The following is a 13155-nucleotide window of genomic DNA, read 5'->3' as shown; positions in this document are numbered from 1 at the left end:
TGATGCCAAAAAGTAAGAGCCCTTCGGCGGCGGTGAGCCGAGGCAAGACTGTGCTGTATGGCATAAGAAATCAGTTACGTCATTTATATTGATTTTTATACCATAAATTATTCCTCAGGATGACAGTACAATATATGATACAGCCTTATCAATTCATTTCATTCTAAAAAAAAACACTATGGAAAATCAAAAAGTGTGGTTTGTAACAGGTGCATAAAAAGGCCTGGGACTCATCTTAGTAAAAACATTATTAAACAGTGGCGTTAACGTTGCCGCAACTTCAAGAAATTTAGAAGATTTAATGAAAGCCGTAGGCGAACAAGAAAATTTCTTGCCTTTGGCCGTTGATCTGATCGACGAAAACAGTGTAGAAAATGCAGTTAGCCAAACCATCAGCAAATTTGGCCAGCTGGATGTTGTTGTGAATAATGCAGGTTATGGCATGCTTGGCGCTTTGGAAGAGTTAAGCGACAAAGAATCGCGCCAAAACTTTGATGTGAATGTTTTTGGTTCTTTAAATGTAATCAGAAAGGTGTTGCCGCAGTTGCGAAAACAACAATCAGGTCATATTTTCAATATCTCTTCCATCGGTGGCTTTTCAGGTAATTTCCCCGGCTTTGGGATTTATTGCGCCACCAAATTTGCGGTAGTCGGCTTTACCGAGTCATTGGCTGCAGAAGTAAAATCGATGGGTATAAAGGCAACAGTTGTAGAACCAGGTTATTTCAGAACTGAATTCCTTACAGCAAACTCTTTAGCCACACCAGGCGCTCCTATTGATGCCTACAAAGAAGTGCGCGACACGCAAGCGGCACACCAGAACGACATCAACAATCAACAGCCAGGTGATCCGGCTAAGGCGGTTGAGGTAATAATTGAGGCTTCAAAAAGTGAAAATGCACCGCTTCATTTGTTCTTAGGCCCTGATGCTTATCAGATAGCCGAAACGAAAATTACAGCTGTACAACGGGATATGGCCAATTGGAAATATCTGGCAACAGCCTCCAACTTTAGTGATTTGGTGTTTAATACATCAGCATAAAACAATTGTCATTTCGAGTGAAACGCCGCGAAGTAGAGAAATCTTTTTAACAAAGCTTTTCATTTCACTGCATTTCACACGAGATGGCTATTACCGCTTAGTTTTAAAATATCGACTTCTGAACCGTTGCGAGATTTTAACCAGCACTATCAAAGCTGGCACTTCTACCAGTGGGCCTATTACCCCGGCAAACGCCTGTCCGGAATGGATTCCAAATAAACCTATGGCCACTGCAATGGCCAATTCGAAGTTATTGCCGGTAGCGGTAAAGGCAATAGCGGTACTTTTGCCGTAATCTGCCCCAAAATATTTACCTGTAAAAAAGCTGATTACAAACATGATAGCGAAATAAATCAACAAAGGCAAGGCAATCCGAAGCACATCCATAGGGATCTGCACAATTAATCCACCTTTTAAACTGAACATTACTACAATGGTAAAAAGAAGTGCGATTAAGGTTACCGGAGAAATTATCGGAATGAAAATGGAGCGGAACCACTTTTCACCTTTCCATCTAATCAAAATTTTCTGACTCAAAATACCCATTACAAATGGGATGCCCAGATAAACCCCTACACTCTTTGCAATCTCTACAATAGAAATCGACACAACCGATCCTTTTAACCCGAATAAGGGCGGCAAAATGGTAATAAAAAAATAGGCGAACACACTGTAAAACAATACCTGAAAAATACTGTTCAGGGCGATCAAAGCAGCGGCGTAATCCCGGTTGCCTTCGGCAAGTTCATTCCAAACCACAACCATGGCAATACATCTGGCCAAACCGATCATCATTAAACCAACCATGTATTCAGGATATCCCCGTAAAAAGATGATGGCCAGAAAAAACATTAAAAACGGCCCGATAACCCAATTTAAAAACAGCGAAGCACCCAAAACCTTCGTGTTTTTAAATACTTCTCCGAGGTTACGGTAATCCACTTTTGCTAAAGGTGGGTACATCATCATGATTAATCCGATTGCCAGAGGAATGTTAGTACTTCCGGTGGAAAAGGAACTGATGAATACTGCAGATGAAGGAAACAGAAAACCCAGGCCTATGCCCAATAACATGGCGAAGAAAATCCACAAAGTTAAATAACGATCTAAAAAGCTTAGTTGTTTTCTTTGGGCAACTGGTGCACAAACATTTGCTGACATATCAACTGTTTAAGTTTTTGTTTACAAAGTCTTCCATGTAGATCTTTACGAGATCTCTCGTATTTCTAAAATCGGCCATAATTTCTTCATCGGTACCTACTGCTTTAGCAGGATCGGGAAAGTTATGATGCAGTTTTATGGCCTGTGTTGGGAAATTCGGGCAACTTTCTTTCGCATGGTCACAAACGGTAATTACATAATCGAAAGGAACATCAAAGTATTCTTCGATATTATTTGATGTCTGCGCTGAAATATCGATTCCATCTTCTGCCATTATCTTTATTGCCCTTGGATTAACGCCATGAACTTCAATACCCGCACTGTAAATTTTAGCTTTGTTTTGAACAAAGTGTTTCAGATATCCTTCCGCCAGTTGACTACGGCAACTGTTTCCGGTGCAGAGCACCAATATATTTTTCATTATTTTACGTTTATTAGTTTAACAACAACCGCTGCCGGGAGTACAGCTATTTTGATCAGTAGCCAGGTTAACCAATTCGATTTTCCTTTTTTCAGGCTGAGCAGGTACGCAGCATTCCTCACCCGTTGCAGTAGTACCGCAAGATCCGCCACGGTTTATTGCCTTACATTGTGTAACATCAGGTACAAGGTTAACAATAAGATTCCCGCCGTCAATCTGAAATTGGCCTGGAAACATTTGCCTGGTATGGAACGCAGAATTGCCAAATTCAATTTTCACCATTGCATTGGGATTTAGTTGCAACTTACTCTCTACCAGATCAATAATGGATAATGCTTTTTTTACCTGCATGGCATTGCCTTCTCCATCTTCGGTAGGTTCCCATAACTGCACTATAATTTCAGTCCAGGCATTCATGACGCCCCCGCAGTCTACTGACGTAATCGGCGCCTGTTTAATTTCAGTAATGTGGTAATTGGCATTCACCCATTTGCCGGGAGCATATTGAAACTGTAAAGATAGTTCCGGATATTGCTGAAGCTCAGCTTTAAAGCTGTTCCATAGTGTTGAAGATATATTAATCATAATATTGCAATTTAACGATTGATTTAGTTAAAAAATTTTAACAGCAGTTCTGTTCACCCTTGTAGGAAGCAAAGAAACTGCCCACCTGCGTATGTAATAACTTCCAGGTTTTTGGTTCAATACAATAACAGATGCTTACCCCCTCAATAGTGCCCTGAATAAGCCCGGCATTTTTGAGTTCTTTTAAATGTTGCGAAATAGTAGCCTGAGCTAAACCAAGTTCTTCAACCAGATCCCCACAGATACAGGTATTAGATTGCAAAATCCTTTGAAGGATTGCTATTCGGGCAGGATGCGCCAGTGCTTTTAGCCAGGCTGCCAATTGATTCTGCTCTTCGGTAAAGATTTCGGTTTTAGTAAGTCCCATATTTATATCGCAATATTACGATAAATAAATTAATCCTAAAAATAATTAACTGATAAATTTCACGTTTTGCGCCTGGCATTCCAAAATGAAACAACATCCAAGCGATATAGCGTACAATTTAACAAACAAATAACGGCAAAAAAATAAAGCACTAAAAAAACGCCGGCCAAGAAAGCCGGCGTTTCGCTTTATCTGGATGATATATAATTACTTTTTAGGTCTGGCACTCATGTAAAAAGTAAGTTTTCCGCCATTGGTAATATCAGCATGTTTAATTTTATGATCGGTAATTTCTTTGCCATTCAATAAAACTTTTTCTACATACACATTTTTATCACTTTGTTTAAGGGCTTCAACCGTAAAGGTTTTACCATTTTCCAAATTAATCACTGCATGGTCTATCAGAGGACTTCCCAACGAATATACATCAGAACCTGGCGCAACAGGATAAAATCCTAACGAAGAGAACATGTACCAGGCGCTCATTTGTCCACAGTCGTCATTTCCACCCAGACCATCTGCTGTAGGTTTATATTGCATATTCAGGATGTGCCGAACCTGTGCCTGCGTTTTCCATGGCTGATCGGCCCAATTGTAAAGATATACAATGTGATGTGCAGGTTCATTTCCATGCACATATCCCCCAATAATGCCTTCACGGGTGATATCTTCGGTGTGCGCAAAAAACTCATCAGGCAAATGCATGGTAAACAAAGTATCCAAACGGGTAGCAAATTTCTTTTTACCGCCCATCATGTCGATCAATGTAGCGGGATCCTGTGGCACAAAAAAACTATAGTTCCAGCTATTCCCTTCAATAAAACCTTGTCCTTCGGTATCTTTTGGATCGAATTGCTTTTTAAAGGTTCCATCGGCTAATTTCGGCCGCATAAAACCAGTCGCACTATCATAGTTATTTTTCCAGTTGTTGGAACGTTTGATAAATTCATCATAAACATCCATTCTATTTAATTTCTTAGCCAATTGCGCAATTGACCAGTCATCATAAGAGTATTCGAGATTATTGGAAACTGAAATACCCGATTTTTCTGCCGGGATATAACCTTTATCCATATAATAGACAATTCCTTCATAATCGCGGTGTTTGGCTGTTGCCACGCAGGCATCCAAAGCTTTATTCGCATCGCCACTGTAAGTTCCTTTAATAATGGCATCAGCAATTACCGAAACACTGTGGTAGCCGCTCATACACCAGTTATCGTTGGCATAGTGCGACCAGATCGGCAACATGTGCAAGCTGCTCTGATCATAATGTGCCAACATCGATTTCACCATATCATTACTTCGGGCAGGCTGTGTGATATTAAAAAATGGATGTAAAGCACGGTAAGTATCCCAAAGCGAAAAAGTAGTGTAGTTGGTAAAGCCATCTGCTTTGTGTACACCCTGATCCAAACCTTTATACTCTCCGTTCACATCAGTATAAGTGGTTGGGTTGATGTAAGCATGGTACAAGGCTGTGTAAAAATTAATTTTATTGTCGTTAGAAGTAGTTACCTGTACTTTATTCAACTCCTTGTTCCAGCTGGCCTGTGCCTGGGCTTTTACCTTTTCAAAATCCCAGCCCGAAATTTCCGCACGCATATTCTGTAATGCATTATCCTGACTAACAGGAGATAAAGCAAATTTTATTTTGATCTTCTCTCCCTCCCTGGTGTCGAAATCAAAAAACATTTTTAACTTTTTGCCTGCAATTTCCGGAAAGTTCTGGTCTTGATTAAACTTGCCCCAAAAGCCTCTATATGCTTGCTTTGCGTCATAACTTTTACGTCCATAGCTTTTAAAAGGCTTGGAGAAACTCATTGCAAAATATACGGTCCTTGTTCTGGCCCAACCATTGGTTTGACGGTAGCCGGTAACCAGGGTATCGTTAACCACACGAATATAAGTCCAGACGTTTTTATCTTCATAATTATAAATGCCTGCCATCAGATCCAAAATAATATGCGATTGGTCTGATTTAGGAAAAGTATATTGATGCATCCCTACCCTCGTTGTTGAGGTTAATTCGGCGGTAATATTATCATCATCGAGTTTTACCTTGTAGTAACCAGCCTCTGCAACTTCATTGTTATGCGAATAAGCAGAACGGTAACCGCCTTTAGGGTTTGAAGCCACCCCTGGGTTTAACTGTAACTTCCCTTGTGTAGGCATAATGAGAAAATCGCCCAGATCAGAATGGCCGGTACCGCTAAAGTGCGTGTGGCTAAAGCCTGTAATGGTTTTATCCTCATATTTATAACCCGCACAATACTTGTACACATCGCCATTATATTTTCCGTTTACTTCGTACGACAAAGTATCCGTTTCGGGACTTAGCTGCACTGCGCCAAAAGGAACAGTTGCACCTGGGTAGGTATGCCCCATCTTTGAGGTACCGATAATGGGTTTAACATACTGCACCAAATTCTGCTGTGCCGATGCCATCATGGCCGATAGCAAAAAACAAGGCAGGATCACTCTTTTAATCATATTTTTTAAATTAGCTTGTTTTATTGAAAATCCTAAGGTATAAATTTATCTTCAAATATGCATATAACACTCAACTAAAACGTTTAAGTAAATCAAAAAAATACATTTCAGTTTATTGCGCCTACCATTTATTATTACCTTAAACCTGCGTGGTTTGGAGATAAAAGAAGTCAAGTTTGTATGCACCGCACTATTTTAAACTTGACTTCTTTCATTTTAACGCCAAACAGTTTACCGGAAGAGTTTTTTCATGGCTATGTAATACAGATTCTGATCAATAAACCTGATAGAACGGAAAGCCCGGAGGTGAGGAACGAGCCGAGGACTTGAAGGGATAGCAGGACTGCTGGCAGCCATTAACACCGAACCATTCATTTTTAAAATTTAATGAACACCTAAACACTTTGACGCATCTAGGTAATAAGCAGGAGAAATTAACAACCGCTTTTTACAAGTAACTGACTTCCTCTAAATAATTTCAGCTAAATAAACCTTATTTTTGCATCCTTATATTTTTAAGATGAGTAAACACGGTAGAATTCTGGTTGCCATGAGTGGCGGGGTTGATAGTTCGGTAGCGGCTGTAATGTTGCATGAGCAGGGTTATGAGGTTATTGGATTAACGATGAAGACATGGGATTATGCTACTTCCGGAGGTAGTAGTAAGGAAACAGGTTGTTGCTCATTAGATAGTATTAACGATGCCCGTACGCTTGCCGTAAATTATGGATTTCCCCATTACATTCTGGATATCAGGGATGAGTTTGGTGATTATGTAATCGATAATTTTGTGGACGAATATCTTGCCGGAAGAACCCCGAATCCTTGTGTTTTATGTAATACGCACATCAAATGGGAAGCACTTTTAAAACGTGCCAATAAACTGGATTGTGAATTTATTGCAACCGGGCATTACGCCAATATCCGCCGGCAGGATAGCGGCCGTTATGTAATTTCGAAAGGGAAAGACGAAAATAAAGATCAATCTTATGTATTATGGGGCGTTTCGCAAGAAAACCTTTCCCGTACTAAATTCCCATTGGGTAGTTTTGCAAAGTCTGAAATCAGGCAGATGGCTTTGGATATGGGACAGGAAGAATTGGCAAAAAAATCAGAGAGTTATGAAATTTGTTTTGTTCCGGACAATGATTACAGGGCTTTCTTAAAACATAAAGTAGCCGACCTGGAAGACAGAGTGGCCGGCGGAAATTTCATTTTAAGTAATGGAATGGTTGTTGGACAACATAAAGGGTATCCTTTTTACACTATTGGTCAGCGTAAAGGGTTAGGTGTTGCTTTTGGTGAGCCTATGTTTGTTACACAGATCCTTCCGGAAAGCAATACGGTGGTTTTAGGCAAAGCTGATGAACTTGAACGCCGCGAAGCCATGGTACGCAATATTAACCTGATCAAGTACGCAAGCATTGAAGAACCCATGAATGATGTGATCACTAAAATCCGTTATAAGGATTCGGGTATGTTAAGCACCATTGTGCAGGAAAAAGATAAAATGCGTGTCGTTTTCGATCATCACGTATCTGCCATTGCTCCCGGCCAATCGGCTGTATTTTACGAAGGCAATGATTTATTGGGTGGAGGATTTTTGGTTTAAAAGACTATTTGCATAAACCCTGAAATAAATTCAATTTGAGGGAATACCGGTAAAATCCGTCATGCTGAACTTATTTCAGCATCATTAAACATCATGATCGGAGATGGCATAATAACAAAAAACGAGATGTATCTAAAATCTCGTTTTTGTGTTTAATCATATTTACAAATACCTTACTAAACAGCGGATTGATCACTATTCACTTCCCTTAAAAATATTAATTGAAGCGGTTTTCCAGTTGATATAGCCTAAATTGCCACAGATTTGGGCCACAAAGTTTTCTACATCTTCCGGCACGTCGTTAACTACACGCCATCTTATTTTATATTTTGGGTTATAACTGATGTAAACCACTAAATCATCACTGCGTTGCCCAACTGCATGCAGAGGTTGTAAATGGATATCCTGCAAATCTGCAGCGGCAATCCTAAGCCTTTCATTCATAATTCTACCTAATGAAAGATCAGGTTTAAAATCTGTTTCGAGTATAGCTAAAACGGTAACGGTCATAGAAAATAAATATATCAGCAAACAAACCAAGAACAAAGGCTTTTGTTTAAAATCACCCATTGTAGATTGAATGATCTCGATGTTGGTTCCTTTTATTTCGGTTCTCCAAAAGCAAATCTATACTAAAAAAATTAGTATCAAAATTTATTTTAATATTTTTTTTAGTTAACGCTAAAATTATAGAAATGTATGACATGCGCAAAGAAAGAGGTTAATAACGCACTTCTGATGCAAAAATACTATAAATACCTGATAACTAGATTAGTTATTTAGCTCACAAAAGTTGGACTGATGAAAAGGTACATTGATGTGTTGGAGGTTAATCCTGATATGAGGTGGCCAGATGGAAATGGACTGAAAACCTGTAATGCGCGAAAGCGTAAGGTTAAAACACATTATATTCCACTAAAGATAATATCCACCAGCAACCATTTGAATGCAGTATAGGCTAAATGTGAGGCCGAAGATTTTATGAACAAACCGCTTGAGATAAATGATTTTACCTGCTGGGTTGAGAAATATCGGCAGCTTAGTTTAGTAAAAAGTCATTAGTCCATAGTCATTAGCTAAGTCTTCTGCAGATTGAAAAACTTTTGATTAACTAGCAATAAATAAACCAATGACTAATAAACTAATGACCAGTAAGCCAATAATGATAAACTACCTATATGGCTATACTTTCGATTGCTTTATCTAAAGCGAGATCCTTTAAATCCGGAATGCTTACGCCTTCAGCACGATATGCAGTGATATCGGTCATACCCATAAAACCAAGAACAGCTCTCAGATAAGATTCTGTAAAATCGTAAGGTTTCATCGGCCCCTCTGAATATACACCACCGGAAGAGATGGCTAAATACAATTTTTTGTTTTTCACCAAACCTTCAGGTCCGTGTTCTGTGTATCTGAATGTTTGACCAGCACGTGCAATATGATCGATCCATGCCTTTAAAGTAGAAGGGATCCCGAAATTATACATCGGTGCACCGATAACGATTACATCCGCATCTTTAAGTTCGGCAATGGCCTCGTCTGAATGTTTTATTGCCGATGTTAATTCTGCACTATGATTTTCTTTTGGTGTAAAAAAAGAATTGATATGTACTTCTTCCAGATGAGGAAACGGGGTATTGGTAAGATCATGTACCTTTAAGGTACTATCCGGATATGCTGCCTGTAATTTTTCTACAATGGCGTTTCCCAATTTAATACTAAAAGATGCTTCGCCCCTGGGGCTGGATATTAAGTGTAATATTTTCATTTTTGCCTTATTATTTTATGTCTGGCAAAATTATAATTACTAAGTATCAAAAGGTTATTACTATACTAAAGGATAGCACTATCCTTTAGTATAGTAGCCCGCTTTTTTAAAGCCAAGAAGTCTAGTTACCAGATTTACCAGCCAAAGCGTTTACTTTTATTAAATGCTTTTTTAGGATAGGAAGATGTTTACCGGCAAATGCTTTGACATCGTTATCAGAAGATTGGGCAGCTTTCTCAAACAATGCAACAGCCTTTTGATGATCTAAAACCATCATGTCTACATAAGCCTGATCAAATGAACTTCCCTTTTGTTTTTTCAGCTGATCAATCGCTGCTGCTACTTCAGTTTCTGTTGTTCCGTTAATTGTTTTTTGTGCCAGACCAGTATTACCGACTTCGCCACCGTCATTTCTGGTACGCGAAGTATCTTTCATGTTCTCAGGAGAGGAATCAACCCGGCCATCTGGTCTCAGCCCACCTTCAGGTGTGCTCATGGGCAGCGTTACTTTTTTAAGCTTTGCCAGTGCCCGTAACTCCTCGTTGGCTTTGCTATGATCATCAACCATCATCTGGCCAAATGCTTTAATTCTTTTATCAGTTGCCCCGTCTGCGGCAAGTTTCCCTGTTAAAACCTCTTTCATTCCTGCAATTGCTGCCTGTTGCAAAAATTGAGCAGTGGTTATGGTATCTTGCTGATGAATGTAATCAGTATAAGTTGCATAACGCCAATCCGAATTAGCAACCGCATTAAATGAAGTAGCTGAAATAATCATTCCCACTACTGCTATTTTCCTGGTTTTGAAACGTTTTTCCATAATAATCAATAAGCTATAACGCATTAATAGAACCATATTGAGATTTAAAAAGTTTGCACACCTTATTATTTAAAACATACAACCAAAGGGTTTAACATTTTAACTTTCTACTAAACTTAATACATTTTAAACTTGTTGTGTTATAAAAAGATATACTATGGAAAATCAAGAAATCAACCAACCAGAAGAAGAAATTCAAAATATCGAACAGTTCCAGATCAACCGTTCGCAGGGAAATGTAGCTGAAGGTCATATTACTCCTGACCCTGATGACGACAATGACTACACCGAAGATGAAGTACCCTTTGCAGATGGTGAGGGAACACAATTGAATGAGGAAATCGAAGATCCGGAGCACGAAGAAGATGAACTGGAAGAAACCGACGACTACAATGATTCGGATCTAGAAGAGTTGGATAAAGACCCTAATGCTTATGATGAAGATGATAGTGAAATGCTATAAGACATCCATTCGATGAACAAAAGATGCCAGACTTTGCAAGAGCCTGGCATTTTTTATTTAAAGCGTATCATATGTTGTAACCATAATATAGGGTGATACCATTATACCCATCTATCTTCAGAAAAGCTACCCATTTACCACTTCTCCGCCATTAACATGCATTACCTGTCCGGTAATAAACGAGGCATCGTCAGAAGCCAGGAAGACATAAGAAGGGCCGAGTTCTGAGGGCTGACCTGCCCTTTCCATTGCCGTTTCAGCACCAAACGACTTGATCTTTTCTTCATCGAAGGTAGAAACAATGAGTGGTGTCCAAACCGGGCCTGGTGCTACGGCATTTACCCGGATACCGCTTTTGGCTAAATTTGTAGCGAGCGAACGGGTAAAAGATGTGATTGCTCCTTTTGTTGATGAGTAATCGATCAGATTTGGAGAAGAACGGTAAGCCGTTACTGAAGTCGTATTGATAATGCTGTCGCCTGCCTGAAAATGTGCCAATACTTCGTGCGCAAAATAAAAATAGCCAAATATGTTAATACGGAAAGTATCTTCCAGTTGTTTATCATCAATCTCTTTTGGATCTTTCTGTGGAACCTGCATTCCGGCGTTATTAACCAAAATATTAATCTTTCCAAACTTTTTCACCGTATTTTCTACTGCTTTTTTACTGAATGCAGGTTTTTTAACATCGCCTTTAATCAATAAACAGCTTTTACCTTCTGCTTCCACCATTTTCCGGGTTTCCTTTGCGTCTACATCTTCATCCAGGTAAACAATAGCCACATCAGCGCCCTCTCTGGCAAAATGAACAGCTACGGAACGTCCAATGCCACTATCCCCACCGGTAATTAACGCAACTTTATCTTTTAGTTTGCCTGCTCCCTTATAATTCGCTTTAATTACTTCTGGCCTGGGATTCATTTCTGACTCTATGCCGGGTTGTTTATTTTGTTTAGCAGGTGTTTTTGTTGTTTTCATCGCTTGATATCTAAATAATTTTCACTACTACATTTGAAAACAAAACAAGAGCATCTTCTGCAAAGTTTTAAGCACCTCAACCTTAGCCCTTGGAATTTAAGCCAATTTGACTGAATATTTTGTTCCTGTTACACCATTGTAAACGAATGTTAGCCTTGCTTTTTCTGAATTAACTTTACTGACCTAAGTTAAAATAAACAAAACTTATCCCAGAATTATATTGTCTTTCACCTAAAAAGATAATGAGAGTAAAAGGCACATTTATCCATACCCTCAAAACAGGTGAAAATGCTTTGATTTTATTGGCAGAGAATAAATCTGAACAGGAAAAACTTTATCATTACTTAGCCATAGACGCCTACCGCTTTAAAAAAGAAATTGCAGAAGAGGCGCCTCACATCGAACTGATCTCTGCCGGTTACAAAAATGAACAAGGTAAAATTATCTGGGACGAGGAGTACATACCCTTACCCAAATGGTATGATCATAATTAAAGGCTAAAAACATATTGACAGTAACAAATGTTAAATTTACATGAAGCTTCTTGCGCTGCCACTATGTTTTTTCTTGTGCTACCTTAAGTCATACGCCCAATACACTGATAGTACCAGGTACCATTTACTGCTCACATCTACCGGCTCTATCAACCGTACCAATGAAGATCGTGCCTATTTATTGAACAACGCACTAAATTTTGGTCTTAAAAGGAAAAGTTTTGTTTTAAATTCCACTTCGGCATGGCTTTACGGAAAGCAAAACAAGAATTTAACCAACAATGATTTTTCGACTACGTTAAATTTTAACCTCTACAAAACCTTTCCACACTTTTATTATTGGGGCCTTGTGAATTATAATACCAGTTATTCTTTAAAACTAAAAAACCAATTACTTGCCGGCGGTGGCATTGCCTATAGCATATTAGACAAACCGAATGCATACCTTAACCTTAGTGACGGCGTATTATTTGATCAAAGTAGTTTGATTGTGGGTGAAAGCTACCACACCTATCGGAACTCTCTCAGGTTACAGTATCATTTTGATATAAAGGAACTGATTACGATTGATGGAAATCATTTCCTCCAAAACTCGTTTGATAGAAAGGGCGATTATATTATCCGTTCTACCACTACACTTGGTTTAAAACTCCGTAAATGGATCAGCCTCACTACCGCTTTGAATTACAATAAACTGAACATTACGCATAGCGAAAACCTGAACCTAACGTATGGATTAACGCTTGACAAGTATTTTTAGATTAGTATTTGGTCCTAAAGCCTTAATTCTATAGTTAAAAGTATGGGGTAGATTCTCCAGATTGGTCACCCTGAGGAATAATTTATGGTATAAAAATCAATATAAATGACGTAACTGATTTCTTATGCCATACAGCACAGTCTTGCCTCGGCTCACCGCCGCCGAAGGGCTCTTACTTTTTGGCATCAAAA

The 13155-nt window shown here is 39.0% G+C and carries 15 protein-coding genes; 6 read left to right on the top strand and 9 right to left on the bottom strand.

Annotated elements, in window-relative coordinates:
* The first annotated feature begins 223 nt into the window (after positions 1-223).
* The gene (locus QZ738_RS20020; protein WP_293789946.1) at positions 224-1042 is read left to right on the top strand and encodes an SDR family oxidoreductase; all 819 of its coding nucleotides are present in this window, start codon (positions 224-226) and stop codon (positions 1040-1042) included.
* A 90-nt stretch (positions 1043-1132) separates the two neighbouring features.
* Here QZ738_RS20020 and arsB read toward each other — a convergent pair whose 3' ends face one another.
* The 5 genes from arsB to QZ738_RS19995 form a co-directional block, all read right to left on the bottom strand.
* Positions 1133-2203: an ACR3 family arsenite efflux transporter gene (arsB, locus tag QZ738_RS20015; RefSeq protein ID WP_293789944.1), complete on the bottom strand. Its 1071-nt coding sequence runs from the start codon at positions 2201-2203 to the stop codon at positions 1133-1135.
* Between the two features lies 1 nt (position 2204).
* Positions 2205-2624, bottom strand: coding sequence for an arsenate reductase ArsC (locus QZ738_RS20010; protein ID WP_293789942.1), 420 nt, complete (start codon positions 2622-2624; stop codon positions 2205-2207).
* Between the two features lie 18 nt (positions 2625-2642).
* Positions 2643-3209 (bottom strand): DUF6428 family protein, encoded by a 567-nt coding sequence (locus QZ738_RS20005; protein ID WP_293789940.1) that lies wholly within the window; start codon positions 3207-3209, stop codon positions 2643-2645.
* Between the two features lie 37 nt (positions 3210-3246).
* Positions 3247-3576, bottom strand: coding sequence for a helix-turn-helix transcriptional regulator (locus QZ738_RS20000; RefSeq protein WP_293789938.1), 330 nt, complete (start codon positions 3574-3576; stop codon positions 3247-3249).
* 207 nt (positions 3577-3783) lie between these two features.
* Positions 3784-6069: a GH92 family glycosyl hydrolase gene (locus tag QZ738_RS19995; protein ID WP_293789936.1), complete on the bottom strand. Its 2286-nt coding sequence runs from the start codon at positions 6067-6069 to the stop codon at positions 3784-3786.
* Positions 6070-6589: 520 nt separating this feature from the next.
* Here QZ738_RS19995 and mnmA point away from each other — a divergent pair.
* Positions 6590-7681 (top strand): tRNA 2-thiouridine(34) synthase MnmA, encoded by a 1092-nt coding sequence (gene mnmA, locus QZ738_RS19990; protein WP_293789934.1) that lies wholly within the window; start codon positions 6590-6592, stop codon positions 7679-7681.
* Positions 7682-7876: 195 nt separating this feature from the next.
* Here the strand turns inward: mnmA and QZ738_RS19985 are convergent, their stop codons facing one another.
* Positions 7877-8191 carry a hypothetical protein gene (locus QZ738_RS19985; RefSeq protein WP_293789932.1) on the bottom strand — a complete coding sequence of 105 codons (315 nt, stop codon included), beginning with the start codon at positions 8189-8191 and terminating at the stop codon, positions 7877-7879.
* 291 nt (positions 8192-8482) lie between these two features.
* Between QZ738_RS19985 and QZ738_RS19980 the strand changes: the two genes are divergently transcribed.
* Positions 8483-8638 carry a hypothetical protein gene (locus QZ738_RS19980; RefSeq protein ID WP_293789930.1) on the top strand — a complete coding sequence of 52 codons (156 nt, stop codon included), beginning with the start codon at positions 8483-8485 and terminating at the stop codon, positions 8636-8638.
* A 217-nt stretch (positions 8639-8855) separates the two neighbouring features.
* Here QZ738_RS19980 and QZ738_RS19975 read toward each other — a convergent pair whose 3' ends face one another.
* Positions 8856-9452 carry an FMN-dependent NADH-azoreductase gene (locus tag QZ738_RS19975; RefSeq protein ID WP_293789929.1) on the bottom strand — a complete coding sequence of 199 codons (597 nt, stop codon included), beginning with the start codon at positions 9450-9452 and terminating at the stop codon, positions 8856-8858.
* Positions 9453-9573: 121 nt separating this feature from the next.
* Positions 9574-10293 carry a DUF4142 domain-containing protein gene (locus QZ738_RS19970; protein WP_293789928.1) on the bottom strand — a complete coding sequence of 240 codons (720 nt, stop codon included), beginning with the start codon at positions 10291-10293 and terminating at the stop codon, positions 9574-9576.
* Between the two features lie 133 nt (positions 10294-10426).
* On the opposite strand from QZ738_RS19970, the gene QZ738_RS19965 reads away from it, so the two are divergent.
* Positions 10427-10732 carry a hypothetical protein gene (locus QZ738_RS19965; protein ID WP_293789927.1) on the top strand — a complete coding sequence of 102 codons (306 nt, stop codon included), beginning with the start codon at positions 10427-10429 and terminating at the stop codon, positions 10730-10732.
* 126 nt (positions 10733-10858) lie between these two features.
* Here QZ738_RS19965 and QZ738_RS19960 read toward each other — a convergent pair whose 3' ends face one another.
* The gene (locus QZ738_RS19960; RefSeq protein ID WP_293789926.1) at positions 10859-11710 is read right to left on the bottom strand and encodes an SDR family oxidoreductase; all 852 of its coding nucleotides are present in this window, start codon (positions 11708-11710) and stop codon (positions 10859-10861) included.
* 242 nt (positions 11711-11952) lie between these two features.
* On the opposite strand from QZ738_RS19960, the gene QZ738_RS19955 reads away from it, so the two are divergent.
* Complete coding sequence (locus tag QZ738_RS19955) at positions 11953-12204, top strand: hypothetical protein (RefSeq protein WP_293789925.1); 252 nt, start codon at positions 11953-11955, stop codon at positions 12202-12204.
* A gap of 40 nt (positions 12205-12244) precedes the next feature.
* Positions 12245-12964, top strand: a complete 720-nt coding sequence (locus QZ738_RS19950) for a DUF481 domain-containing protein (RefSeq protein ID WP_293789923.1) — start codon at positions 12245-12247, stop codon at positions 12962-12964.
* Positions 12965-13155 lie beyond the last annotated feature (191 nt).

It is taken from the genome of uncultured Pedobacter sp. (genome assembly GCF_913776295.1).
Classification (GTDB): Bacteria; Bacteroidota; Bacteroidia; order Sphingobacteriales; family Sphingobacteriaceae; genus Pedobacter.
Note: the sequence above shows the minus strand (reverse complement) of the source record. Positions and strands in the feature narration are given on the sequence as shown.